The sequence below is a fragment of the Tateyamaria pelophila genome (assembly GCF_019966495.1).
Classification (GTDB): domain Bacteria; phylum Pseudomonadota; class Alphaproteobacteria; order Rhodobacterales; family Rhodobacteraceae; genus Tateyamaria; species Tateyamaria pelophila.
In genome coordinates this window covers 31188-55817 of sequence record NZ_JAIMIA010000007.1, presented here as the reverse complement: position 1 = coordinate 55817, position 24630 = coordinate 31188, and the positions used below count along the sequence as shown (strand labels likewise).

21 protein-coding genes are annotated in these 24630 nt (G+C 60.1%); 11 read left to right on the top strand and 10 right to left on the bottom strand.

Going from position 1 to position 24630, the window contains the following annotated elements:
• Window positions 1–282: 282 nt before the first annotated feature.
• Together LC354_RS04190 and LC354_RS04185 are read left to right on the top strand one after the other, a co-directional pair.
• The gene (locus tag LC354_RS04190) at window positions 283–1620 is read left to right on the top strand and encodes an MmgE/PrpD family protein (RefSeq protein WP_223421592.1); all 1338 of its coding nucleotides are present in this window, start codon (window positions 283–285) and stop codon (window positions 1618–1620) included.
• 191 nt (window positions 1621–1811) lie between these two features.
• The gene (locus LC354_RS04185; protein ID WP_223421591.1) at window positions 1812–2981 is read left to right on the top strand and encodes a phytanoyl-CoA dioxygenase family protein; all 1170 of its coding nucleotides are present in this window, start codon (window positions 1812–1814) and stop codon (window positions 2979–2981) included.
• A 27-nt stretch (window positions 2982–3008) separates the two neighbouring features.
• On the opposite strand, the gene LC354_RS04180 is transcribed toward LC354_RS04185, so the two are convergent.
• The 3 genes from LC354_RS04180 to LC354_RS04170 all read right to left on the bottom strand — a co-directional run bounded on the left by LC354_RS04180 (window position 3009) and on the right by LC354_RS04170 (window position 5971).
• On the bottom strand, window positions 3009–3788 hold the full coding sequence (locus tag LC354_RS04180) for an ATP-binding cassette domain-containing protein (RefSeq protein ID WP_223421590.1): 780 nt from the start codon (window positions 3786–3788) through the stop codon (window positions 3009–3011).
• Between the two features lies 1 nt (window position 3789).
• Window positions 3790–4902 (bottom strand): ABC transporter permease, encoded by a 1113-nt coding sequence (locus LC354_RS04175; protein ID WP_223421589.1) that lies wholly within the window; start codon window positions 4900–4902, stop codon window positions 3790–3792.
• 118 nt (window positions 4903–5020) lie between these two features.
• The gene (locus LC354_RS04170; RefSeq protein ID WP_223421588.1) at window positions 5021–5971 is read right to left on the bottom strand and encodes a sugar ABC transporter substrate-binding protein; all 951 of its coding nucleotides are present in this window, start codon (window positions 5969–5971) and stop codon (window positions 5021–5023) included.
• A 198-nt stretch (window positions 5972–6169) separates the two neighbouring features.
• Here LC354_RS04170 and LC354_RS04165 point away from each other — a divergent pair, with 198 nt between their 5' ends.
• Window positions 6170–7195, top strand: coding sequence for a LacI family DNA-binding transcriptional regulator (locus tag LC354_RS04165; protein ID WP_223421587.1), 1026 nt, complete (start codon window positions 6170–6172; stop codon window positions 7193–7195).
• Window positions 7196–7337: 142 nt separating this feature from the next.
• On the opposite strand, the gene LC354_RS04160 is transcribed toward LC354_RS04165, so the two are convergent.
• Genes LC354_RS04160 through LC354_RS04150 form a run of 3 tightly spaced genes read right to left on the bottom strand, consistent with a single transcriptional unit; the run spans window position 7338 to window position 10504 of the window.
• Window positions 7338–8477, bottom strand: coding sequence for a Gfo/Idh/MocA family protein (locus LC354_RS04160; RefSeq protein WP_223421586.1), 1140 nt, complete (start codon window positions 8475–8477; stop codon window positions 7338–7340).
• An 11-nt stretch (window positions 8478–8488) separates the two neighbouring features.
• On the bottom strand, window positions 8489–9379 hold the full coding sequence (locus tag LC354_RS04155; protein WP_223421585.1) for a sugar phosphate isomerase/epimerase family protein: 891 nt from the start codon (window positions 9377–9379) through the stop codon (window positions 8489–8491).
• 21 nt (window positions 9380–9400) lie between these two features.
• On the bottom strand, window positions 9401–10504 hold the full coding sequence (locus LC354_RS04150; RefSeq protein ID WP_223421584.1) for a Gfo/Idh/MocA family protein: 1104 nt from the start codon (window positions 10502–10504) through the stop codon (window positions 9401–9403).
• Between the two features lie 122 nt (window positions 10505–10626).
• Between LC354_RS04150 and iolD the strand changes: the two genes are divergently transcribed.
• From iolD to LC354_RS04110, 8 genes are all read left to right on the top strand, one after another.
• Window positions 10627–12498, top strand: a complete 1872-nt coding sequence (gene iolD, locus LC354_RS04145; protein WP_223421583.1) for a 3D-(3,5/4)-trihydroxycyclohexane-1,2-dione acylhydrolase (decyclizing) — start codon at window positions 10627–10629, stop codon at window positions 12496–12498.
• On the top strand, window positions 12498–13481 hold the full coding sequence (gene iolC / locus LC354_RS04140; RefSeq protein ID WP_223421582.1) for a 5-dehydro-2-deoxygluconokinase: 984 nt from the start codon (window positions 12498–12500) through the stop codon (window positions 13479–13481). The genes iolD and iolC overlap by 1 nt, the downstream gene beginning before the upstream one ends.
• 12 nt (window positions 13482–13493) lie before the next feature.
• On the top strand, window positions 13494–14336 hold the full coding sequence (locus tag LC354_RS04135) for a 5-deoxy-glucuronate isomerase (protein ID WP_223421581.1): 843 nt from the start codon (window positions 13494–13496) through the stop codon (window positions 14334–14336).
• On the top strand, window positions 14333–15163 hold the full coding sequence (locus tag LC354_RS04130) for a class II fructose-bisphosphate aldolase (RefSeq protein ID WP_223421580.1): 831 nt from the start codon (window positions 14333–14335) through the stop codon (window positions 15161–15163). Before LC354_RS04135 ends, LC354_RS04130 begins: the two co-directional genes overlap by 4 nt.
• Before the next feature lies 1 nt (window position 15164).
• Complete coding sequence (iolG, locus tag LC354_RS04125) at window positions 15165–16154, top strand: inositol 2-dehydrogenase (RefSeq protein ID WP_223421579.1); 990 nt, start codon at window positions 15165–15167, stop codon at window positions 16152–16154.
• Between the two features lie 173 nt (window positions 16155–16327).
• Complete coding sequence (locus LC354_RS04120; RefSeq protein WP_223421578.1) at window positions 16328–17962, top strand: L,D-transpeptidase family protein; 1635 nt, start codon at window positions 16328–16330, stop codon at window positions 17960–17962.
• A gap of 51 nt (window positions 17963–18013) precedes the next feature.
• Window positions 18014–18433, top strand: coding sequence for an META domain-containing protein (locus tag LC354_RS04115; RefSeq protein ID WP_223421577.1), 420 nt, complete (start codon window positions 18014–18016; stop codon window positions 18431–18433).
• Between the two features lie 147 nt (window positions 18434–18580).
• Window positions 18581–19123, top strand: a complete 543-nt coding sequence (locus LC354_RS04110) for a lipocalin family protein (protein WP_223421576.1) — start codon at window positions 18581–18583, stop codon at window positions 19121–19123.
• 116 nt (window positions 19124–19239) lie between these two features.
• Here the strand turns inward: LC354_RS04110 and LC354_RS04105 are convergent, their stop codons facing one another.
• From LC354_RS04105 to LC354_RS04090, 4 genes are all read right to left on the bottom strand, one after another.
• Complete coding sequence (locus tag LC354_RS04105) at window positions 19240–21468, bottom strand: NADP-dependent isocitrate dehydrogenase (RefSeq protein WP_223421575.1); 2229 nt, start codon at window positions 21466–21468, stop codon at window positions 19240–19242.
• A gap of 290 nt (window positions 21469–21758) precedes the next feature.
• The gene (locus LC354_RS04100) at window positions 21759–22769 is read right to left on the bottom strand and encodes an ABC transporter ATP-binding protein (RefSeq protein WP_223421574.1); all 1011 of its coding nucleotides are present in this window, start codon (window positions 22767–22769) and stop codon (window positions 21759–21761) included.
• The gene (locus LC354_RS04095; RefSeq protein ID WP_223421573.1) at window positions 22766–23794 is read right to left on the bottom strand and encodes a Gfo/Idh/MocA family protein; all 1029 of its coding nucleotides are present in this window, start codon (window positions 23792–23794) and stop codon (window positions 22766–22768) included. Before LC354_RS04095 ends, LC354_RS04100 begins: the two co-directional genes overlap by 4 nt.
• Window positions 23791–24630 (bottom strand): carbohydrate ABC transporter permease, encoded by an 840-nt coding sequence (locus tag LC354_RS04090; RefSeq protein WP_223421572.1) that lies wholly within the window; start codon window positions 24628–24630, stop codon window positions 23791–23793. The genes LC354_RS04095 and LC354_RS04090 overlap by 4 nt, the downstream gene beginning before the upstream one ends.

Genomic DNA, 24630 nt, shown 5'->3' with positions numbered 1-24630 from the left:
GGGGTTGCACAACCTGAGGTGCCAACCGCCAACACTATGGCGCTGCGAACTTTGGGCATTATGAAGTTTGAAGCGGTTGCCTGCGATCCGAAAGCCGTGATGCGGACGCCATAAAGCTGCCATGCAAGGCATTGCGCGCCGTCGAAAAACTTGACCGTTTCGAGCAAAAACCGGTTTAACCTGTGGCATGCCCAAACCGGGCATGCGGATCGAGGCTTATGGCGCATTTGGGTGCACCGATCGGATTTCCGAACCTGGCCGCCCGTTGGAAAGGGAAGTCGGATGACATTTGACCAGATCGCGGCGTTTACCCTCGGCACGCCGGATATTCCGCAAAGCGCGCTGGAGATGGCGGCGACCCTGCTTGTTGACACGCTTGGCGTCGCGGCCGGGGCCACCGATATGGCTTCTGCGCGCATGGCCCGTACCCATGCGCATCGGTTCATGGCCGCAGGCGCGCCCAAGGACGCGGCGACGATGCTCTTTGACGGGCGGCAAGCCTCGATTGTCGGGGCTTCCTTTGCCGCGGCGACACAGATCGACAATCTGGATGCCCATGACGGGTACAATCCGACCAAAGGGCATATTGGCTGCGCCGTCGTGCCTGCCCTGTGCGCCTTTGCAGAACGTCAGCCGGATCTGAGCGGGCGTGACGCACTGGCCGCACTGGTCATGTCCTACGAAGTCTCCGCGCGGGCCGGTATCACGCTGCACGACACGGTCAGCGACTATCACACGTCCGGGGCGTGGAACGCGCTGGGCGTGGCAGCGTTAGGCGCGCGATTGCGGCATCTGTCGCCGACCATGCTGCGCCATGCGCTTGGGATCGCTGAATATCATGGCCCCCGCAGCCAGATGATGCGCGAGATCGCGACGCCGACGATGTTGCACGATGGGTCCGGGATGGGGGCGCTGGCCGGTGCGATGGCAGTCTTGCTGGCGGAGGACGGGTTTGAAGGGGCACCCGCGATCACCGTCGAAGCCGCAGATGTGGCACATCACTGGGCCGACCTTGGCACCCATTGGACAATCATGGACAACTACATCAAGCCCTACCCGATCTGTCGCTGGGCCCATGCAGCCATCGACGCGCTGGGGCAGATCATGCAAGAGGCAGGGCTGTCGGATCAGGACATCGCGAAGGTGGACGTGCGCACGTTTGCCCAAGCCGCAGCCCTTTATCCCGGTCTCCCCGACACGACCTCGCAGGCACAATATTCCTTGCTCTTCGCTCTGGCCGTTCGTCTGGTTCATGGCCGGATCGGGCCAAATCACATCACCGAAGCCGGGTTGACGGACACCAACGTTGCCCAGGCGCTGAGCAAAATCGACATCACCGAAGATCCCCGCCATTCCGAACGGTTTCCATTGGGCCGCTGGTCGGACGTCACGGTACGCACACATGATAGCCGTGTTCTGCCGTCCGGCGATGTGCATGCGCGCGGTGGCCCCGAAGCCCCCATGACGATGGCCGAAATCGAGGCAAAGTTTCACGTCATGGCGGCCCCTCTGTCAGCCTCCCGACGCGCGGCGCTTTGGGACATGCAAAGCCGTCTGCTGGAGCCCGATGCGAAGTTCAGCGAACTTCTGGCGCTGATACACCCCGGTGCGGACGCATGATCTGGTCGGCGCGCTGCGCATATGACCCCTGAACACCCCCACCGACGGGACTGGCGGCGCAGGTGCATGTCGACGGATACGGCGCGTCCATCCGCGACGGATAGGAAGGTGCTTTCCTTGGACTGTTCCTGTGGAATCTGTCACGCTGACGCGCAAGCAAGACATGTTGCGCAAAGGTGAAGGAAAGCGCCATGAAGGATCAGAAGCACCATAGCACCGGATACTTCTCGGAGGCTGATTGCGACATCGCCGCGTTCAAGGCCCTGATCGGTCAGAATGCGGACACCAGCACGCTGGCCCATGCCGACGACGTTCAGAACGCCATTCCGATCTATGACATGGCCCGATTGCGGCCGTCGCTAGAGGAACGGGACGCACGTGCCGCCCTGATGGCCGAGTGGGCCGGTGTGCTGATGTCCGGCCCCGGTGTTCTGGTCTTGAAAGGCGCTTACGCCAATACCCGCGTGCTGGATGAGGCCACCGCGATTTACGAGGCTGTTATCGCCGAAGAAAAACAGGCCAGCGGAGGTGGAGGCGATCACTTTGCAGCCTCCGGCGCCAATGACCGGATCTGGAATTCAAGCCAGAAGCTGTGCCTGCGCGCCCCGGATGTCTTTCTGCGCTACTTCGGGAACACGGCCATCGAGGCGGTGTCCGAAGCCTGGCTGGGTCCGAACTACCAGATGACGGCGCAGGTGAATGTGGTGCATCCCGGCGGAGCGGCACAGCAGGCGCATCGCGATTATCATCTGGGGTTCCAGTCCGCCGAGGTCAGCGCGCAATATCCAGCCCATGTGCACGACCTGACCCCGGCGCTCACGTTGCAGGGGGCGGTGGCCCATTGCGATATGCCGATCGAAAGCGGTCCGACCAAGCTCTTGCCGTTTTCACAAATGTTCCGGGCCGGATATGCTGCGTGGCGCTTTCCCGAGTTCCGGGCGTGTTTCGAAGAGAATTACGTGCAATTACCCCTGTCCAAGGGCGATGCTCTGTTCTTCAACCCCGCGCTCTTTCATGCGGCCGGAGCCAATACCAGCGCGGATATCCACCGTATGGCAAACCTGCTTCAGGTGTCGTCCGCCTTTGGGCGAGCCATGGAAACGCTTGATCGGCGCGCGATGTGCATAGCACTTTATCCTTCCGCGCAGGCATCCGCCCTGTCCCGGGCCGATGTGGCGGCAGCCATTGCATCCTGCGCCGAGGGTTACTCCTTTCCCACCAATCTGGATAGCGATCCGCCCATTGGCGGCCTTGCGCCGGAGACGCAAAAGGCCCTGTTTCATCGTGGATTACGCAACGGGATGTCGGCTTTGGACTTCGGCACCGCCCTCGACCAGATCGCCGACCGGCAACGACCGTAAAAAAACCGCTGCACTGTGCGATAAAGGTCAGACGGTCCCGCCAAGGCTTCCTTCCAGCGTCGCCATCTCCTGCCCGCCGGCCATCATGTCCTGCAACTCTTCGGGTGTGATCTCGCCGCGCGCGGCGGTGCCCAGTGTCTGGCCCCGGTTCAACACGGTGAACCGGTCGCCCACGGCCATGGCATGCCGCACATTGTGGGTGATAAAGACGACGGCGATCCCTTGTTTGCGCACCCTGTCGATGGTGGCCAGGACGTTCGCCGTCTGGCGCACACCCAAGGCCGAGGTCGGTTCATCAAGGATCAACACCTTGGCTCCGAAATGCACCGCACGGGCAATGGCAACGGTCTGGCGCTCCCCCCCCGACAAGGTGCCCACCGCCTGATCCGGGCCGCGCAGGTTGATGCCCATGGCCCGCATTTCCTGCATGGTGACGGTATTGGCGTGCTCATGATCAAAGAAGTTGAAGCCCGCGACTTTCTTTGTCGGCTCATTGCCCATGAAAAAGTTCCGGCTGACCGACATCAGCGGGATCATCGCCAGATGCTGGTGCACGGTCGCAATGCCCGCGGCAATCGCATCGCGCGGGTCCGCGAAATCCATCGGCTGCCCCTCGAATATGATCTCGCCAGCGGTGGGTTTGTGCACGCCCGACATGGTCTTGATAAAGGTGGACTTGCCCGCGCCGTTGTCGCCCAGCAAGCAGTGGCATTCCCCCGCAAACACGTCGACCGATACCCCGGCCAGTGCGATCACGCTGCCGAAGTGTTTCTCGATATTCTTCATCTGGATGATAGGATCAGACATATCAACGCTCCCCCGTGATGATGCGACGGATATAAGTGTTCAGGATCACCGCAAAGAGCAGGATAACCCCCAGGAACACCCGGAACAGCGAGCTTTCGACGCCCGCAAAGAACAGGCCCTGCTGAACCACGCCAAAGATGAGCGCCCCCAGGGCTGCCCCGATGACGGAGCCATATCCACCTGTCAGCAACGCGCCGCCGATGACCACCGCGATGATCGCTTCGAATTCTTTCAGCAGTCCCCGGTCCGCCCCGGCGGAGCCGAACTCCATCACCTGACAGGTGGCGAAAATCGTCGCACAGCAGGCGGTGAACATGAACATCAGGATCTTGACCTTGTTGACAGGGACGCCCGAATTGCGCGCCGCATCCGCGTCACCGCCCGAAGCAAAGATCCAGTTGCCAAACCGGGTACGCGTCAACAGGATGTGCCCAAAGATGATCAGCGCAAAGGCCCAGACGATCAGCATCGGGATACCGTCGACAACAGGCTGCCCTTCGCGTGTGCCGCGCTCGAACACGCCGATGATGCCCGCATCGCCCATCCAGGTGAACAAACCACCCAGGATCTTGCCACCGAAGACGGGCGCCAGCCAGTCGCCCTCTGCGACATCGCGGATGCCGCCGATGATGGTCTTGCGCTCAAGCGTTTGCGGGATGAAAATGGTAAAGCCGCGCAGAATGAACAGCGTGGCCAGCGTGACGATAAAACTGGGCAGTCCGGTGCGCACAACAATATAGCCATTGAGCGCGCCGAAAGTGATGCAGATCACGAAAGTGATCATGATCGCGCTCCACATCGGCCATTCCAGTGTGACGCCGAAAATGGCGATCATCATGCCCGCAAAGCCGATCATCGACCCCACCGACAGATCGAATTCGCCCGCAATCATGAGCAGACACGCCCCCACGGCAATGATCACGAATTGCGCGGATACCACGGACCAGTTCATGATGCCTTGGGCGTTGAACATGCCGCTGTCGAAGGCGAACAGCAAAAAGAAGGTAAAGACAGCCACGGTTCCCACCATGCCTCCCAATTCCGGGCGGATCAGCGCTTTTCGGAAACGCGAAATGTCCTTTACGCGTTCATCTGCGGGTGAGGCGTCTGACATGAGATTCATCCTGCTGAAAATGTGGCTGGCTCACGGCGTGGCCAAAACGGTCGCCGTGTGTATACGAAAAAGGGCGGGTACCGCGATTGCGCAGACCCGCCCCTCGTTTCGTTCGGAGTTACCGGTACTGACCGGCGAACTCTTCGACTTTGGTCAAACCATCCGCCGTGACAAAGCCGGGGCCGGAGTTGATGTTGTTGCCCGGCAGAACGCCGTAACGGTGATAATTGGTCATCACCACAACCGGCAGATAGGCCTGCAGGAAGGGCTGTTGGTCGATGCCCCAATTGATCACGCCATCCTTGATGCCCTGTACGATATCGGTGCCCAGATCGAAGGTGCCGAAATAGATGTCACCGGCGAGGCCGTTTTCGGCCAGTGCCAACAGGGTCGGATCAGCAGATGTCGGCCCAAGTGTCAGAACCGCATCGGTATCAGGATTTGCGGACAGATAGGCCAGAACGCGGTTCTTGACCTCTGCCGGGTCCTGACCGGAATCGATCATCTGGTTGCCCAGATCTACACCCAGACCGTCGGCAAAGCCCTGACAGCGCTCGGTCGACGAGGGCGAAGAGATATAGTGGTTCACGCACAAGAAGCTGGCGACGCCGTCCCCCTTGGCCCGCAGACCGGCGGCATAGCCCGCGTCATATTCAGGCTGACCCACATACATCAACGCACCCACTTCGCGCGCCTGATCGGGGGTGCCCGAATTCATGATGATGACGTCGACGCCAGAGGCGACCGCATCCATGATCGGGCCGCTCAGCACGTCGAAATCGGCCAGTGTCGTGATGATGCCGTTGGGGCCGGACGCGGCCGCCTGGTCGATGATCCGCGCCATATCGGCAAGGTCACCGGTGGGCGGATTGCGGTATTCCACCTCGACGCCCATCTGTTCGCCTGCCAGCGCGATACCGTTCTTGATCGTGTTCCACCAGCTGTCGCTGTCCGGTGCGTGGCTGACCAGAATGTACTTCTCGCCTTCTGCGGACGCGGTTGTCGCGACCAGCAGCGGCGCGGCCACCATGGCCGTCGCAAGCGCGACGCTCTTGAATAGTGATTTCATGTCTCTCTCCCTGAGTTCCCAAATGATTGGTTAAAGCGCAGACGGGGCCTGCGCTTTCGACTCAAGCTAAGCACATCGTGTAAAAATTTGCAATCGGTTGCAAAATGTTTCACATAATTGCAGGCTTCCCTTCTGCCACAAGGCCAGTCTATCGATTGGGTATCGAATTCGAGCGTTCGGAATAGGATTTTACCTGTCATGGTCACAACGCTGAAAGATGTTGCAGAACGCGCGGGCGTGTCCCGCTCTGCGGTATCGCGGACGTTCACAGACGGTGCGTCGGTGTCCGCCAAGATGCGCCAAAGGGTGGAAAAAGCGGCGAAAGAGCTAGGTTACAGCCCCAATGCACTTGCGTCCAGCCTGACGACCGGCCGCACCAAGCTGATCGGCCTTGTATCCAACAACTTCCACAACCCGATTTTTCTCGAGGTATTCGATCTGTTCACACGCGGATTGCAGGACAGGGGTTTGCGCCCCCTGCTGGTGAACCTGACCGATGAAACCGATCCCGCAAACTCGGTCAAGATGATGCGTCAGTACTCGGCGGATGGTGTGATCGTCGCGTCGTCCACCCTGCCCCCCGGCTTCGCCAAGGCGTTCCGGGACGCGGGCATCCCTGTCGTCCGGGTTTTTGGCCGCCCGACCCGCGCGCCGATGGCCCATGTGGTCGGCATCGACAACGTCGAGGCGGGGCGTATGGCCGCGCATACGCTTGTTGAACGCGGCTACGAAAGGGTCGGCTTTATGGGTGGCCCCGCGGATGCCACCTCGACCCAGGACCGTATGGAAGGCTTTTTGGCCGAGATCGCCAAGCACCCCGGCGTGACGGCCACCACGTCCCTGGCGGACGCGTACAGCTTTGACGCAGGGCGGCAGGAAATGCTGCGCCTGCTAAAAGAGCCTACCGCCGAAGCGTATTTTTGTGGCGATGATGTGCTTTCGATCGGCGCACTCTCGGCGATCCAGGATCACGGCCTGTCCGTTCCCGATGACATCGGCATTATCGGGCTGAACGACATGAGTATGGCTGGCTGGGCAAACATCAACCTGACCACGATCCGCCAGCCGATCCAGCAGATTGTCGCGTCCTCGATCGAACTGGTGTCCGGCACGCTGGACGATCCCGATCGCTATCCGGAGCATCGCATTTTTGCCTGCAAGATCATTGAGCGCGGCACGTTGCGCCCAATAAAAAGCCCGGTATCAGACACAACAATCATCTGAAAATAGTCTATATTTAAAGAGGCTTCTGTCGATGCGCGAGACTGCCAAATTATTTACTGCGGGCGCGCAAAGTCCATGCTTTGCGCGCCCGCAGTCGGAGACATTAAATGATCAGCCTCAGACCGGAATGACTGGATGGCCCTTACGCCCCCGCAAACATTGGGGGTCTTGCATCCATCCACGCGCCATTTTCCCTGGCTGACGCCACGGCCGTATGCACCGCCGCGATGGACCTGACACCATCCGATGCGTTGGGCAGACCATCGCGCGCTTCGCCACGGATCGCGTCGGCCAGATCGCAGTAGATATTAGCCACGGCGAGCGGGAACCCTTCGGGATGCGCAATCGCCACCCGCGACAAGCGCGCCGCATCTTCATGCAGGCCGCCTTCACCCTTTTCGATGATCTGGGTGCGACCGCCCACGGGGGTATAGATCAGCTGGTTGGGCTGTTCCGACGCCCACCGCAGCCCTCCGGTTTCGCCGAATATCTGGATGTCGAAACCGTGCTGGCGCCCAATGGCCACGGATGAGGTCCAGAGTCTGCCGACCGTGCCGCCCGACATGCGGAAATTCACCATGGCGTCGTCTTCCAGCACCCGGCTGGGGATGGTCGAGGCAAAGTCTGCCGAGAGTTTCTCGACCTCATCGTCACAGATGAAACTGGCCATATGCAACGCGTGAATGCCGCAATCGGCGAACTGACCCGATACCCCGGCCATCGCCGGATCATAGCGCCAGCGTACCCTTGGATTGTCTGCATCGGTGGCGTCGCCGTGGTGGCCATGGCTGAAGTTGGTGACCACAAGGCGCACCTTGCCGACCTCGCCTGCGCGCACCATAGCGCGGGCCTGGCGGACCATAGGATAGGCGGAATAGCAGTAGTTCACCGCACAGATCTTGCCGGTGGCTGCGGCCACGCGAACAATCTCCTCGCCCTCTTCGACGCTCATGGTCATGGGCTTTTCGCACAGCACGTTGATCCCGGCCTCAAGGAAGGCTTTGGTGATTTCGAAATGCGTCGCGTTCGGCGTGGCGACCGTCACCAGATCAACCCGGTCATCGCGGTGCTTCTCGGCGGCGAGCATCTCTTGCCAACTGCCATAGGCGCGATCCTCGGCCAGACCGAGGCGCATTGCATATTCCCGCCCCACTTCGGCACGGTGATCCAGCGCACCTGCGGTGAATTCAAACAAGCCGTCCGCTTGCGCCCCCAGACGGTGCGCGGGTCCGATCTGGCTGCCTTCGCCGCCGCCAATCATGCCCCATTTCAGTTTTGCCATAGGTTTCGTCCTTAAAATCCAATGGATTGCAGGTATTCACGGTTGGCCCGCGCGTCTTCCAGCGGGGTGCCCGGCATGGACGGATCACAGTCTTGCTCTACCGTACACCAGCCATCAAAACCCGCATCCAGCAAACGCTGGCGTACGGCGGGGAAATCCACATCCCCTTGACCCAGATTACAGAAAATACCCTGCCCGCAAGCTTTGTAGAAATCGGTGCGTTTCTCGACCACATCCGCCTTTACGACCGGATCGATGTCCTTGAAATGCATGTAGGAAATCCGCGCCATGTGCCGATCCATAAAGGCGACGGGATCAAAGCCCGCATAGCTGTGATGGCCGGTGTCAAAACAGATCTTGAGGATGCTTTCGTCGACCTCGTCCAGCAACCGCTCCAACTCCGGCTCGAAATCCATGAAACCGCCGGCGTGGGCGTGAATGCCAACGGTCAACCCGTAGTCTTCGGCCCCCATTCTGGCGATTGTGGCGATGCGGTCGCGGTAGGCCGTCCATTCTGCCGCGCCCATCTGCTCGGCCTCGGCGGCGCGTCCAGCGGTGGGTGCGCGGCGCGGCGAAATACTGTCGATCAACACGAGGTGCTGTGCGCCATGCGCCGTCAGGGCTTTGCAGGTGCGCACGCTCGCATCCATCACGTCGTCCCACATCTCGGGGTCGTGAAAGGCGCGAAAGACGACACCGCCAATGATTTCCAGATCCCGCTCTGCCAGGGCCGGGGCGAGGATCGCCGGGTCTTCGGGCATATAGCCGATGGGACCCAGTTCGATGCCCTTATATCCGGCCCCCGCGCATTGATCCAAAACGGATTGCCAGGTGGGATAGGACGGGTCGCTGGGAAATTCGATGCCCCAGGAACAGGGTGCATTGCCAATCTTGATCGTCATTTAGCACTAACTTTCAGGTTCTTAGAACGTTGCCACGTCCTGCCAGGTTTTCGATGTCGATGACGCGAGGGCACAGGCAACGATGCGGTTGACCTCCATCCCGTCGCGGAAGGTGGGCCAGATCGATTGACCGGTGGCAATCGCCGTCAGGAAGTCCTTGGCCTCGATGATGATCTGATCCTGATAGCCGGTGCCGTGCCCCGGCCCTTGGCAAAACGGTTCATAATCGGGATGCGCAGGGCCCGTCAGGATCCTCGTAAAGCCACGCGTCGCCTCGGGCCCCTCCATCCGGTAAAGCCAGAGCGCGTTCTGATCTTCCTGATCAAAGCGGATCGCGCCCTTTGTTCCCGTAATTTCATAGGCATAGCCCATCTTGCGGCCTGTCGCGACGCGGCTGAAATACATCTGCCCCATGGCGCCGTTCTCAAAACGGCACATCATCTGGGCGTGGTCATCATTGGTGACAGTGCCGCCGGGGCGCGTTGCATGCACCGTCTCGACTTCGGCAATCAAGCGCGCAATCGGCCCGATCAGAGCCAACGCACCGTTGATCATATGCGGGGCCAGATCACCCATCGTGCCATTGGCCATGCCCGTTGTACGCCACGTCGCAGGGGACTGCGGATCGGCCAGAAAATCTTCGGTATGCTCACCGCGAAACCACGTGATCTCGCCAATCTCGCCGGAAGCGATCAACTGGCGAGCGAACTGGCTGGCGGGCGTCCGGATATAGTTGAACCCGACCATGTTGACACATCCGCTGGCCTCGGCGGCGGCGACCATGGCGCGACTGTCCTCCAATGACGCGCCCAATGGCTTTTCGCAAAACACCGGCTTGCCAAGGGCAAAGGCCGCCTCGGCGGCTGCGCGGTGGGTGCCTTGCGGGGTCGCGATCACCAGCGCTTCGACTTTGGGATCGGCCACCAGCGCTTCCCAATCTGACGTCGCGCGCGAAAACCCGTATTGCGCACGATACCGCTCTGCGCTCAGTTCGGAACTCGCACACACCATCTCAAGCCGTGGGCGCAAGGGTGTATTGAACACAGCGCCCACGGCCGACATCGCGACGGCATGCGCCTTGCCCATGTAGCCGCCTCCGAGAATGCCAATCCCGACCTCAGTCATACGCTATCCAATTCCAGGTGAAATACTCTTTGCAACCGGTTGCGAAACTTGTATCTAGGAAACCGAACGCTCGCAAGCTTCAACACGTCCGGCCTGCGACTTTTCCAAAAGGACCCGCCACCATGACCACGGCAAATGATACCATCCGCATGACAACGGCGCAGGCCATCATCCGCTGGTTGTCCAACCAGTTCATCGAGATTGACGGAGAAGAGCTGCGCCTGTGTGGTGGCGGCTTTGGGATCTTTGGCCATGGCAATGTGACCTGCCTGGGTGAGGCACTTTATGATGTGCGCGCGGAACTGCCGCTCTATCGCGGTCAGAACGAACAAAGCATGGGATTTGCCGCAGCGGGCTATGCCAAGCAATGGCTGCGCCAGCGGTTCATGTTCTGCACGGCAAGCGCGGGACCCGGCACGTCGAACCTGTTGACCAGCGCGGCCCTTGCCCATGCCAACCGCCTGCCGATGCTGATGCTGTGCGGAGACACCTATGTGACCCGCCTGCCCGACCCTGTTCTGCAACAGATGGAGAATTTCGGCGATCCGACTTTTGGCGTCAACGATGCCTTCAAACCGGTTGTGCGCTACTGGGATCGGATCACCCATCCCGCGCAGATCATCCAATCACTGCCCAACGCGATTGCCACCCTGCTGGACCCCGCCGATTGCGGACCGGCCTTTATCGGTTTGCCGCAGGACGTGCAGGGCTGGGCCTATGACTACCCGGCAGTGATGTTCGAGAAAAAGGTGCACCGCATCCGCCGTCAGACACCGGACGCCGGTGAAATCGCGGATGCCGTGGGTCTGCTGACCGCCGCAGAAAGGCCTATGATCATCGTCGGCGGCGGCGTGCAGTATTCCCGCGCCGTGGCCGAACTGACCGCATTCGCCGAAGCGCATCAGATCCCGGTCGTCGAAACCATCGCCGGACGCGCCAATATGCTCGACACGCACCCGCTGAACATCGGACCGATTGGGGTCACGGGATCGAACTCCGCCAACGCCATTGCGGAACAGGCGGATGTGATCCTCGCCGTTGGCACCCGTTTGCAGGACTTCACCACGGGGTCGTGGACGGCGTTTTCGAAAGAGGCCAAGTTTATCTCGGTCAACGCCGGGCGCCATGACGCGGGCAAGCACATGTCTTTGCCCGTCGTCGGCGACGCCAAACTGGCGCTGACCGCGCTGGACGCCGAGATGACCGACTATGTCGCCCCCAAGGATTGGGTAATCGAGGCGCAGGACCACCGCGCCGCATGGATCCGCTATGTCGCCGAGAACGTAGCTCCCGGAAACCGCCCAAACTCCTATGCCATGGCGATCGGAGCTGTGAACGCGCTGTGCGACAAACGCGACCGTGTGGTTGCGGCGGCAGGTGGATTGCCCGCCGAAGTCACCGCCAACTGGCGCACGCTGGAACACGGGACTGTCGACGTCGAATTCGGGTTCTCCTGCATGGGCTACGAGATTTCGGGCGCCTGGGGTGCGCGCATTGCGCAGGCAGAGCGTGAGCCGGACCAGGATACCATCGTCTTTATCGGCGATGGGTCTTACATGATGCTGAATTCAGACATCTATTCCTCGGTGCTGAGTCAGAAAAAGCTGATCATCCTGGTGCTCGACAATGGCGGTTTCGCCGTCATAAACAAGCTGCAAAACAATACCGGCAACGAAAGTTTCAACAACCTGATTGCCGATTGTCCGACCATCCCGGAACCCTTTGCCGTGGATTTTGAGGCCCATGCGCGCGCGCAGGGTGCCATTGCCGAGACCGTATCGAACCCTGAGGAACTGGGCGAGGCTTTCCAGCGCGCCAAGGCCGCCGACAGGACCACCGTGATCTGCATGAAGGTTGACGCCTACGAAGGCTGGACCGGCGAAGGCCACGCCTGGTGGGAATGCGGCACCCCCGAAGTCTCGGACCATCAAAAGGTGCGTGAGGCGCATGCCGACTGGGAATCATCGCGGCCCAAGCAACGGCAGGGCGTGTAATGAGCAACCTGATCGACGGGATCCGCAAGAACAGCTTTGTCGTTTTTGGCCGGGCGGGCATGGACATGTTCGCCGACCCGGTCGGAGCCAAGGCGGAAACCGCTGAAACCTTCCGCTCTGACCTTGGCGGTTCTTCGGCCAATATCTGCGCGGGGCTGTGCAAGCTCGGCGCGCAATCGGCACTTGTCACATCTGTGTCTGACGATGCGGTTGGGCGGTTCTGTACCAACAGACTGAACCATTACGGGGTCGACACCCAGTATCTGAAGGTGCTTGGCGGAGAATACCGCATCTCGCTGGCCGTCTATGAAAGCGTCATCGAAGATTTCCAACTGGTGATCTATCGCAACAACGCGGTCGATTTTCAGGTCACCAACGAAGACGTGGACCGCGTGGATTACGGTGCATACGGCGCAATGATCACCGCAGGCACCGTCTTTGCCGCTGAACCCTCGCGTGGATCAACCTTCCGCGCCTTCGAGAACGCGCGCGCTGCGGGCCTCCCCGTCATTTTCGATATCGACTATCGCCCCTATTCCTGGCCCTCGCCCGAGGTTGCAGCGGATGTGCTGTCGCGCGCAGGCGCGCAGAGCGACCTGATCGTCGGAAATGACGAGGAGTTCGGCTTTATGGCGGGGGGCATCGAAAAGGGCATGGACAAGGCCCGCGAACTGGCCGCCAAACCGGGCCGGATCGTGATCTACAAGATGGGCGAGCAAGGGGCTGTGACCTTTGCCGACGGGCAGGAAATCCGGACCGGCATTTACCCCGTCACGGCTCTGAAACCCAACGGCGCGGGTGACAGTTTCATGGCGGGTCTGCTTGCGGGTATTGCGGAAGGACGCGATCTGCGCGATGCGGTCCTGCGCGGATCTGCCTGCGCGTCCATCGTCGTGTCTCAACCCGGCTGCGCACCTGCCATGCCCACCCCGGCCCAGCTTGAGGCGTTCCTGTCCTCGCATCCCGGCCCCACCCATTCCTGAAAGGACGACCCAATGCATATCGCCCCCCACGACAACAAGAACAAACCGATCGTCGACGTCGAAGACGCGCTGGTGCCGCTGAACTACTTCAACATCGTCAAACTCAAAAAAGGCGAAGCGTTCGAATATCAAGTGCCGGGCTACGAGACCTGCATTGTGCCTGCGACAGGCACCGTAGACGTCGATGTGGAAGGCGTGTCCTTCGCCAGTCTGGGCAATCGCACCGTCGATGTGTGGGACGGCGAGCCCGAAGGCGTCTATGTGCCCGTCGGGGCCAAGGTCACCATCGTATGCACATCGGACGAGACCGAAACCTTCATCGCCGGGGCCAAATATGACAAGGTGCTCGATCCGTTCGACGTGCGCGGCGATGGGATCGATCTGGTGCAATACGGATCGGACGACACGAAAACACACCGCAAAATCAAACACATCCTTGGTGGCACCCACCACGACAAGGTCGGCCGTTTGCTGGTGAGCGAGCTTTATACCGTTGGTCAGGGTGGCTGGTCCGGCTTTCCAAGCCACAAGCACGACACGGACCGCCTTCCCGATGAAACCCGCCATGACGAGACCTATAATTTCCGCTTCAAGCCCAACTACGGCTCGGGCGTGCAGATGCTGCAACGCGAAGACAATGAACCGGGCGACGCCTATCACATCATGGATGGCTCGACGATTTGCCTCGACAAGGGCTACCACCCCTGCGCCGTGCTGCCCGGCTACGAGATGTATTATTTCACCATTCTGGGCGGGCTCAGCCAACGGTCGCTGGTGCAATACTTCCAGCCGACCCACGCCGCACAGCTTGAAACCATCCCCGGCATCAAGGACATGATTGCGAAGTTCAAATGACACTTGCGACCCTGCGCGATGTGCTTCAACCCGCGCTGAAAGACGGCTATGCCGTGGCGGGTCTGGTCACGCTGGGCTGGGAGGATATGCGCGCCTATGTGGCCGCTGCCGAAGCCGAAGGCGTGCCCGTGATCCTGCAGGCCGGGCCGTCGTGCCGGGCGCACACCCCCCTGCCCGTTCTGGGCAAGATGTTTCGGCATCTGGCCGAAGGTGCAAGCGTGCCCGTTGTGGCTCACCTTGACCACGGATACACGTTCGAAGAGTGCAAAGAGGCGCTGGAGGCGGGCTTTACTTCGCTCATGTTCGACGGATCGCGCAAGCCCTTACAGCAAAACATCGACGAAACGGCCGCCATCGCTGAAATGGCCCATGCGGCCGGAATTTCCTGCGAGGGAGAGATCGGATTTGTCGGCTATGCCGGTGGCGAAACCTCCGCAGGGACCGATCCGGCCGAGGCCGCGCAATTTGCACGCGACACGGGCGTGGACGCCATGGCGATCTCTGTCGGCAATGTGCATCTGCAACAGGACAAGGCCGGTGGGTTGGACGAACCGCGCATTCGCGCCATCGAGGCCCTGACCGACGTGCCACTGGTCATTCACGGCGGTTCCGGCGTGCCAATGGCACAGCGCAGTTCGCTCGCACGCGGCTCCAAAATCTGCAAATTCAACATCGGGACCGAGTTGCGCATGGCCTTTGGACAGGCGCTGCGCGCGGCAGTCAGTGCCGATCCGGCGGAATTTGACCGGGTGACGATCCTCAAACAAACCCACGACCCGGTCGTTGACGCCACGCGCCGGGTTCTGGCTGCATTCAAAGGGGTATGAGATGCTGAATATCGGACTTTTGGGCTGCGGGCGCATCGGGCAAGTGCATGCCAAAACGATTGAACGAATGGGTAATGTGCGGCTGAGTGCGGTGGCTGACGCCTTCCCGCAAGCGGCACAAGACCTCGCCAAGCGCACAGGTGCTGCGGTCATGGACGCCGCCGACGTCATCGCAAGCCCGGATGTGGACGCTATCATTATCGCCACGCCGACCGACACGCATTATGATCTGATCCACGCCGCTGCCCGTGCGGGAAAGGCAATCTTTTGCGAAAAGCCGGTTGATTTGTCCTCGGCCCGGATCCGCGACTGCATCAAGGTCGTCGAAAAGGCGGGCGTGCCTTTCCTCACCGCCTTCAACCGCCGCTTCGATCCAAACTTTGCCAGCCTTCAGGCGCGTCTGCGCGACGGCGAGATCGGGGCGGTGGAACTGGTCACGATCCTGTCGCGCGACCCCGCCCCGCCCCCGATCAGCTATATCGAGCGGTCGGGCGGCATTTTCCGCGACATGATGATCCATGATTTCGACATGGCACGTTTCTTGCTGGGCGAAGAGCCCGTGCAGGTCTTTGCCGTTGGTTCCGCTTTGGTAGACCCCGCCATTGGTGCGGCAGGCGACGTCGACACCGCTGCCGTCACGCTCACAACAGCCCGCGGCGCCATCTGTCAGATCACGAACTCGCGCCGCGCAACATATGGCTATGACCAGCGCGTTGAGGTGCATGGATCGCTGGGGATGCTGCGCGCCGGGAACGTCATGGAACACACCGTTGAAGTCGCCAACAGCAGCGGCTTTCGCACCGCGCCGACCCTGAATTTCTTTCTGGAACGCTATTCCGAAGCGTACCGGATTGAGTTGGTGCATTTTGCAGATGCAGTCGCGGCGGGCACGCCGATCAGTCCGAACATCACCGACGGCCTGAAGGCGCAAATTCTTGCTGATGCCGCTGCGACATCTTTGGAAACAGGTAAAGCCGTTTCTATCGGCTAGCCCCGTGCGTCTGGCAAAAGGCGACGCGGTCCAAAGTCGCTGTCGTTCCGGTTGTCGGTGCAAGGTGAGCGGCTGCCCGCTGCGGCACTCTCGACCTCAGGCGACCGCCAACCTTGTCTGTCAAGCCTCAGATGTTACGAATGGCAGGCAGACAAAAAAACAGGGGACGCCGCATGATCGCCAGCTTTCATCGAATTTTTGGGATTATTGCCGTTTGTATATGGGCAGGCCTGTCGCCCGTGCAGGCTTCGGCGGGTCCGGTCAAAGACCGGATCGAGGCGTTGACCAAGCAGATTTCAGAGCCGGGGCTCGCCGCAATCGGGGCTGAAACTCTGTTGGCTGAGCAATTCATCATCGATTTCTACGCACAGCGGCAATTCGCACCGGTGTGGTTCGGGACAGCTGCCGAAGTAGAGCTGATCACCGAGTTGCGCGCGGGCGTTTCACACGGATTTCTGCCGCAGGATTTTCACCTGACCGCGTTGCCCGAGGCCCGTTTTGTAGCGGAACAGGGCGATCCGGCTGATATCGCCCGATACGACGTTCTGGCCACAGATGCAGCGGTGCGTCTGATCTATTACAATGTCTTCGGAAAAGTGAACCCGGCGGAGTTCGACCAGGCCTGGAACTTTGACCGCCCAATCATCGAAGCCGATCCGGTCGCAGTCATGGAAACATACCTGAACGGAGAAGGTTTTTCCGCGTTGATCGCGCGAATCTCGATCAAGACGCCGCAATACACGCAACTGATCGACGCTCTGGCCCAGTACCAGATGATCGTCTCAAACGGAGGCTGGCCGGAATTGCCCAGTGATGAGGTGATCAAACCCGGCATGACTTCTCCGGTTGTGGCACTGCTCCGGGACCGGCTTGAGGCCGAAGGGGTCCTGCGCGCAGGCAAGACACTTGCACCGGTCACCGCCATCAACACCGACCCCCGCGAGGTCTATGACGCCGCGTTGCAAGAAGACGTGCGCGCGTTCCAGACCCGTCACGGCCTGGACGCGGACGGCGTTATTGGCGGGCGCAGTTTCCAGGCCTTGAACCGCACCGCGGCGCACCGTGTCGATCAATTGCGGCTGAGCCTTGAACGCGGCCGGTGGCTGATGCGCGACCTCGAGGGCGACTTCATTCTTGTGAATATTGCCGGTGCGCGGACCTATCTCGTCCGCGAGGATGGCACGTTATGGATGACCCGTTCGATCACCGGGTCGCAATATCGCAAAACGCCAATCTTTCGCGACGAAATCAAATACATGGAATTCAATCCAACCTGGACAGTGCCCAGATCGATTTTTCTCAAGGACAAGCTTGAGACGATCCGACGCGATGCAGGATATCTTGGGCGCAACGATTACATCGTTCGGGATTCCGAAGGCCGTACGATCCCGGCTCACTCGGTGGACTGGACGGCCTCGAACCCCAACGTTACCCTTGTCCAGCAACCCGGCCCTGACAATGCACTGGGCTTGGTCAAGTTCATGTTTCCAAACGAATATGCGGTCTATTTGCACGACACGAACAACAAATCCCTGTTCAGTCGAAATGAACGCAACCTCAGCTCTGGCTGTGTCCGGCTCGAATACCCGTTCGAGCTTGTCATGCTGTTGATGGAAAACGATCCCGATTGGAGCTTTGAGCGAATGCAATCCATTCTGGACAGCAAGAAAACCACCCGTATTGATCTGGCCGAGCCCATGCCTGTCCTGCTGACCTATTGGACCGCGTGGGTCGAAGACGGCGCCGTCCAATTCCGAGAAGATATCTACGAGCGTGACGACGCCATTCTTGGAGCTTTGAACAAGTAGGCTTCGGATGCTAGACGGGAAATACGCATCATCCCTCAGGAGAATCTATACATGGCGTCCTTGTCCAAGTCCTTGCGTCCAACTCTGATTGCCGGGTTGATCTGTGCCCTGTCCGCCCCTTTGTCGGCCCAATCGCTCGCCGACAGCGCGTGGGTGCCCGTCGAAATTGCGGGCGAAGCCGTGGAAGCGGGTGAAGATGTGCTCATTCGTTTCGCGCCGGATGGATCCGTGTCAGGAAACGGTGGATGCAACAATTTCAGCGGCAGTTTCGTGACCAACGGCGACGCGATCCTGGTTGGACCGATCGCAGCAACGATGATGCTGTGCGAAGATCCGTATTCCGCGATGGAAATGCAGATTTTTCGCGGACTTGAAATTGCCCGTGCCTATGCGATCGAGGGTCCGGAACTTGAGCTTTCCGATGGCACGGGTGCGTCCGTCATGACTTTGATCAAGCGCGCGGCCGAGTAACGGAGCACGGTCGATGGCACGGGTTTGACAGTCTCGTGCCGTCTTCTCAAAGAAAGATCGGGTCCTAAGGGCATTTTGCGAAACCACTCGGGTGCGTCGACTGTACTGATCCCGAAGACGCCCCTGTGCCATATATGAGGATACCCGATGACCCAAATCCGCTTTCTCGCTGCTTTGGCCCTGGCCTTTTTTGTCGCCGCCTGCACGGGCGGCATCTACCGCGACACCAGCATGCCGATTGCCCCGCAAATGGACTTCAACGCCGAGCGGTACCTGGGGCGCTGGTACGAAATCGCGCGCTATCCGGTGCCGTTTCAGAAGGGATGTACGGCGACGACCGCCGATTACGGCCCGATCGATGCGACGCATATCACCGTGATCAATACCTGTCGTCAGGACAGCCCCGACGGCCCGCGGCGCAGCATTGAAGGCACCGCAGAGGTAGTCGGACCCGGCGCATTGAAGGTGCGCTTTGGCAGCGTGCCCTTTGTGGCCGCAGATTACTGGGTGTTGTGGGTGGATGAGGCGTACCAGATTGCCGTGGTCGGCGTGCCATCGGGCCGGGCGGGATGGATTTTGGCGCGAACCCCCAGCATTTCGGCGGCCGACCGCGCGCGAGCCGAAGCCGAACTCGTTGCCAACGGCTATGACCCGGCGCGTCTTATCGAGGTGCCGCACGCCACTGACTGACAGCGCGTCACGGGCGCGTTGGATCGCTTGGTCTTTTCAAGAAAAAGCGCCACCGCCTCGTTGAAAAGGCGATGGCGTTTGGGTGTGTATTGACGGACACGTGCCCGCCAGCAGGTTCAGGCGGTACCCAGAACCTTGTTCAAAGTCGCGGAGGGGGCCATGACCGCAGCCGTCTTTGCATCATCCGTGTGATAATATCCGCCAAGGTCCACGGCCGCGCCCCGACTTGCCGCCAGTTCTGCGGTGATCGCGTCCTGATTGTTGGCCAGTGCTTCGGCAATCGGTGCAAAATGCGCCGCCAGTTCAGCGTCCTCGGTTTGCGCCGCAAGCGACTGGGCCCAGTAGAGCGCAAAGAAATAGTGGCTGTCGCGGTTGTCCGGCTGACCCACCTTGCGGCCCGGAGACTTGTTATGGTCCAGGATGCCCTGCGTGGCTGTATCCACGGCGGCGCCAAGGATCGTGGCCTTGGCATTGTCGTTGACCATGCCGAAATATTTCAGGCTTTCGCCAAGGGCGCAGAATTCGCCCAGTGAATCCCAACGCAAATGGTTTTGCTCGACCAGTTGTTCCACGTGCTTGGGGGCAGATCCACCCGCACCCGTTTCGAACAGGCCACCGCCCTTCATCAGCTTGACGATGGAGAGCATCTTGGCCGACGTTCCAAGTTCCAGGATCGGGAACAGGTCCGTCAGATAGTCCCGCAGCACGTTGCCGGTGACGGCGATGCTGTTTTTGCCCGCATAGATCGTTTCGAATGACTCCCGCGTTGCTTCACGCGGTGCCATGATGCGGAACTTGTCCGCAGCACCTGCTTCGGCCAGCAAGGGCTTGACCATCTTGATCAGCTCGGCGTCATGGGCACGGGTGTCGTCCAGCCAGAAGATTGCGTCGCAGCCTTCGGCTTTTTGACGTTCAACGGCCAGTTGGACCCAGTTTTCAATGGGCGCGCGACGGGTGCTGGCAGACCGCCAGATGTCGCCTGCCTCAACTGTATGCTCATGCAGGATGTCACCGTTCGCCGCGATCATACGCACCGTGCCGTCGGCAGGGATTTCAAATGTCGTCGGGTGCGAGCCGTATTCCTCGGCCTTTTGCGCCATCAGACCCACGTTTTGAACGGTGCCCACGCGGGTCGGATCTACCGCACCGTTTGCTTTGCAGAACTTGACCGCTTCGTCATAGACGGCGGCATAAGAGCTGTCAGGGATCACGCAATTGGAATCTGCTTCTTTGCCATCTGGGCCCCAACCTTTTCCGCCGGCGCGGATCAGGGCGGGCATCGAGGCGTCGATGATCACGTCGGACGGCACATGCAGGTTTGTGATCCCTCTGTCCGAGTTCACCATGTAAAGCGGGGGCCGCTCGGCCATCAGCGCATCGATCTCGGCTTTGATGGCGGCGCCTTCGGGCATGCCTTCGATCACAGCCAGAACCGACCCCAAGCCAGAATTCGGATCGACGCCGGCGGCGTCAAATGCAGCAGCATGCTTGTCAAAGACAGGCTTGAGATAGGCGACCACCGCATGGCCAAACAGGATCGGGTCAGAAACCTTCATCATCGTGGCTTTGAGGTGCAGGGAGAACAGCGTGCCATCGGCCTTGGTGGCAGCAATCTGCTCGGTCAGGAACGCATCAAGCGCCTTGGCCGACATGTAAGTGGCGTCCACCACCGTCCCGGCAGGAAAGGTCACGCCGTCCTTGAGCACAGTGACGGTGCCATCAGGTGCCACGTGTTCGATCCGTGCCGCACCCGCCTGCGCGTCGCTCAAAGTGACGGAGGTTTCGTTTGAGCGGAAATCACCTTCAGACATGGTCGAGACGCGTGTTTTGGAGTCTGCAGACCATGTGCCCATCGAATGTGGGTTCGCCATGGCATATTTCTTGACAGCAACAGCCGCGCGGCGGTCCGAGTTGCCTTCGCGCAGAACCGGGTTCACCGCCGATCCCTTGATCGCATCATAACGTGCGCGGGCTTCTTTCTCGGCGTCTGTTGTCGGCTCTTCGGGATAGTCCGGCAGGTCATAGCCTTGCGCCTGAAGCTCCGTTACGGCGGCAACCAGTTGTGGCACCGAGGCAGAGATGTTGGGCAGCTTGATGACATTCGCATCCGGTTGTTTCACCAGTTCGCCAAGCTCGGCCAGATCGTCGGGCTGCTTTTGCGCATCCGTCAGGCGTTCCGGGAACGCGGCGATGATGCGCCCTGCCAGCGAAATATCCTTGGTGCCGACCGAAATCCCGGCGGCATCCGCAAAGACGCGAATGATGGGCAACAACGATGCGGAGGCCAGTTGCGGCGCCTCGTCAACCTTGGTGTAAATGATATCGGGTGTCGAGCTACTTGCCATTTTTCAAAACCTTTCCGTTGCTGATTGCCCCGTAAACGCTTGGCGTCTGAAAGTCTACTTTTCAATCTGCATCAGCGCTGATTGAGCGGGCGCTTTCTTGCGCAACTCATTGACGTTGTTGAACTACAGTGTGCCTGACAAGCTACGGTATGCGGCAGCATGCCACAGTATACAATGGACAAGACAGCGTTTCAGGATGATCCTGCGCGCACCCCCCACCACATTTTGATGTTCGAAACACAGGCAAGGACACGGGTGTCAAATGGTGCGGCCCGCCCTGACAGCGCCAATCACGCCGCTTTCGGCAAAACGCGGTGATCCGTTTCGTCAAAGTAGAACGCCATCTGCGGATCAAAGCCGAGGCGCACATCGGCCCCGACCTGCGTGTCATTCTGACCAAACAGGCGCACGGTCAGCGTCTCGCCCTGCTCCGTTCTGACCAGCAGGTTGGTGTCCCCGCCCAACCGTTCCACATGCGTTACCTGTCCGGCAATTTGTCCGTCAGCCCGCAAACCAAGGTATTCGGGCCGGATCCCAATGGTTTGCCCCGGAGCGACACCGGGCACAGACCGTACCAGAAAGTTCATCGACGGAGATCCAAGGAACCCCGCGACAAAGCGATTGGCCGGATTGTTGTACAACTCCATCGGGCTGCCGATCTGCTCGATGCGTCCGTCGCGCAGCACGACGATCTTGTCAGCCAGCGTCATCGCCTCGATCTGATCATGTGTCACATAGATCATGGAGGCCGAGAGTGTCCGGTGCAGGGCTGCAATCTCGACCCGCGTGTTCATGCGCAGCGCGGCATCGAGGTTTGACAGCGGTTCGTCGAACAAGAAGAGCTTTGGGTCGCGCACGATTGCCCGGCCGATGGCCACACGCTGGCGCTGCCCGCCGGACAGTTCGGCCGGGCGGCGGGTCAGGTAATCGTCGAGGTCCAGCATTTTGCTGGCCTTGTCCACGCGCTCTTCGATCACCGATTTCGGCTGACCTTCCTGTTTCAGGCCCAGCCCCATATTCCCCTTCACTGTCAGGTGCGGATAGAGCGCGTAGGACTGGAACACCATCGCGATGCCGCGCTTGGCCGGGGGCACGTCGTTGACGATGTCATCGCCGATCTGAACGGTGCCGCTGCTGGCATCTTCCAGCCCGGCGATGACGCGCAGCAGGGTGGATTTTCCGCAACCAGAGGGACCGACAAAAACGACGAACTCGCCCTCTTCCACGGTCAGGTTGATATCCTTCAGAACATGCACCGGGCCAAAGGATTTGTTGACGTTTTCAAGTTTGAGGGCTGTCATACGGTCTCTCCCAAGTGGACGGTTTGGCCGGTGCGGATGCTTTCATCCGCAGCCAGGCAGATGCGCAGAGATTGCACCGCGTCGTTCATGTGCCGGGTCAGGTCGGCGTCATTCTGGATCACGTCGATGATCCAGGTTTGCTCTGCGTCGCATAGCGCCTGGTGGCCCGGTTCATCCGGCAGGTCGATCAACTGGTCGTTGCCGGGACGGTGCACCAACAGGCCGCCCACCTTGGTATGGCCGTCCACATCGTCCGAGGCCCCCTTGTTGCCGTCAGTGATGGACACTGCGCCATTCGGGCTGATCACGTCTTTGACGAAAAAGGCCGTCTCGGACATCATCGGGCCCCAGCCCGCTTCGTACCAACCGACTGAGCCATCGTCGAAGACCACCTGAAACTGACCGTAATTGTACATGTCCGGTGCGATTTCGTCGGAGAGGCGCAAGCCCATGCCGTTGACCTTGACCGGCTGCGCGTCGGTGATCTGGCACATCACGTCGACATAATGAACGCCGCAGTCGACCAGCGGCGACGTGGTTTCCATCAGCGCCTTGTGGGTTTCCCATGTGGGTCCGTCGGACTGCTGGTTGAGGTTCAGGCGAAACACATAGGGCCCCCCCAAGCCCCGCGCCTCGGCGATCAGGCGTTGCCAGCTTGGGTGATGCCGCAGAATGTATCCGACGCCTAACTTCCGGTTCAGACGTTCTGCAGTTGCGACCACATCAACAGCATCAGCCACAGTGCCCGCCAGCGGCTTTTCGACAAACACATGCGCGCCAGCCTCCATCGCTGCAATCGCATAGTTGGCATGCGTGTCCGTATAGGTGGCGACGACGACCAGATCAGGCTCTGTCACCTCAAGCGCGGTGGTGAATTCATCGAAGCGTGGATAGCCCTGCAAGGCTTCCGGCAGATCGACATGGGACCGGTTCACCAGCCCCACAATCTCGGACCTCGCATCGGCGTGATGGGCCAGTGCGTGACTGCGCCCCATATTGCCCAGACCTGCGACAAGGACCTTCATTTGACAGCTCCCGATGTGATGCCCCGGATCAGTTGGCGTGAAAAGATGACATAGAGGATCATCACCGGCAGGATCGCCATCGACAGCGCCGACAAAACCGCGTTCCAATCCGTCACGAACTGGCCGATGAAGACCTGGCTGCCCAGCGTCAGCGTCTTGACCTCTTCGGCGGGTGCGAGGATCAGCGGGAACCACAGATCGTTCCAGATCGGGATCATGTTGAACACCGCCACCGTCGCCATCGCCGGGCGCACCAACGGCAGAACCAGCCGGAAGAAAATCTGGTATTCGCTCAGCCCGTCGATGCGGCCCGCGTTCTTCAGATCATCGCTGACACCTCTCATGAACTCCGACAGGATAAAGACAGCCAGCGGCAAGCCTTGGGCCGTATAGACGAGGATCAGCGCCGTCAGCGTGTTGACCAAGCCGGTCGACACCATCATTTCAAGAATGGCCACAGTCCCGATCCGGATCGGGATCATGATGCCCAGCGCAAGGTAAAGGCCCATCAACGTGTTGCCCCGAAACCCGTACTCTGCCAGCGCAAAAGCCGCCATCGCGCCGAACAACAAGATCAGCGTCAGCGACACGACCGTGACGATCATCGAATTCTGGAAGTAGAGAAAGAAATCGCCCTGATTGAACACCGTCTGGTAGCCGATCAGCGAAAAACTGTCTGCATTGGGCAAGGCCAGCGGTTCGCGAAAGATTGCCCTGCGGGTCTTGAAGCTGTTGATCAGGATCACGAACACCGGGAACAGCGCGATCAGCGTATAGGTGATCAGGATGGCATGGGCGGCGATCGTGGTGCCTGCGGGTTTGCGAAGGGTGCTCAT

What these genes read in the sequence shown, in the direction of transcription:
- LC354_RS04150 (WP_223421584.1), bottom strand. Translation starts at nt 10,504, where the DNA reads ATGACTGAGGTCGGGATTGGCATTCTCGGAGGCGGCTACATGGGCAAG.
- LC354_RS04130 (WP_223421580.1), top strand. Translation starts at nt 14,333, where the DNA reads ATGACACTTGCGACCCTGCGCGATGTGCTTCAACCCGCGCTGAAAGAC.
- LC354_RS04180 (WP_223421590.1), bottom strand. Translation starts at nt 3,788, where the DNA reads ATGTCTGATCCTATCATCCAGATGAAGAATATCGAGAAACACTTCGGC.
- LC354_RS04105 (WP_223421575.1), bottom strand. Translation starts at nt 21,468, where the DNA reads ATGGCAAGTAGCTCGACACCCGATATCATTTACACCAAGGTTGACGAG.
- LC354_RS04115 (WP_223421577.1), top strand. Translation starts at nt 18,014, where the DNA reads ATGGCGTCCTTGTCCAAGTCCTTGCGTCCAACTCTGATTGCCGGGTTG.
- LC354_RS04095 (WP_223421573.1), bottom strand. Translation starts at nt 23,794, where the DNA reads ATGAAGGTCCTTGTCGCAGGTCTGGGCAATATGGGGCGCAGTCACGCA.
- LC354_RS04165 (WP_223421587.1), top strand. Translation starts at nt 6,170, where the DNA reads ATGGTCACAACGCTGAAAGATGTTGCAGAACGCGCGGGCGTGTCCCGC.
- LC354_RS04155 (WP_223421585.1), bottom strand. Translation starts at nt 9,379, where the DNA reads ATGACGATCAAGATTGGCAATGCACCCTGTTCCTGGGGCATCGAATTT.
- LC354_RS04110 (WP_223421576.1), top strand. Translation starts at nt 18,581, where the DNA reads ATGACCCAAATCCGCTTTCTCGCTGCTTTGGCCCTGGCCTTTTTTGTC.
- LC354_RS04190 (WP_223421592.1), top strand. Translation starts at nt 283, where the DNA reads ATGACATTTGACCAGATCGCGGCGTTTACCCTCGGCACGCCGGATATT.
- LC354_RS04170 (WP_223421588.1), bottom strand. Translation starts at nt 5,971, where the DNA reads ATGAAATCACTATTCAAGAGCGTCGCGCTTGCGACGGCCATGGTGGCC.
- LC354_RS04120 (WP_223421578.1), top strand. Translation starts at nt 16,328, where the DNA reads ATGATCGCCAGCTTTCATCGAATTTTTGGGATTATTGCCGTTTGTATA.
- LC354_RS04185 (WP_223421591.1), top strand. Translation starts at nt 1,812, where the DNA reads ATGAAGGATCAGAAGCACCATAGCACCGGATACTTCTCGGAGGCTGAT.
- LC354_RS04160 (WP_223421586.1), bottom strand. Translation starts at nt 8,477, where the DNA reads ATGGCAAAACTGAAATGGGGCATGATTGGCGGCGGCGAAGGCAGCCAG.
- LC354_RS04100 (WP_223421574.1), bottom strand. Translation starts at nt 22,769, where the DNA reads ATGACAGCCCTCAAACTTGAAAACGTCAACAAATCCTTTGGCCCGGTG.
- iolG (WP_223421579.1), top strand. Translation starts at nt 15,165, where the DNA reads ATGCTGAATATCGGACTTTTGGGCTGCGGGCGCATCGGGCAAGTGCAT.
- LC354_RS04090 (WP_223421572.1), bottom strand. Translation starts at nt 24,630, where the DNA reads ATGAGCACCCTTCGCAAACCCGCAGGCACCACGATCGCCGCCCATGCC.
- LC354_RS04175 (WP_223421589.1), bottom strand. Translation starts at nt 4,902, where the DNA reads ATGTCAGACGCCTCACCCGCAGATGAACGCGTAAAGGACATTTCGCGT.
- iolD (WP_223421583.1), top strand. Translation starts at nt 10,627, where the DNA reads ATGACCACGGCAAATGATACCATCCGCATGACAACGGCGCAGGCCATC.
- LC354_RS04135 (WP_223421581.1), top strand. Translation starts at nt 13,494, where the DNA reads ATGCATATCGCCCCCCACGACAACAAGAACAAACCGATCGTCGACGTC.
- iolC (WP_223421582.1), top strand. Translation starts at nt 12,498, where the DNA reads ATGAGCAACCTGATCGACGGGATCCGCAAGAACAGCTTTGTCGTTTTT.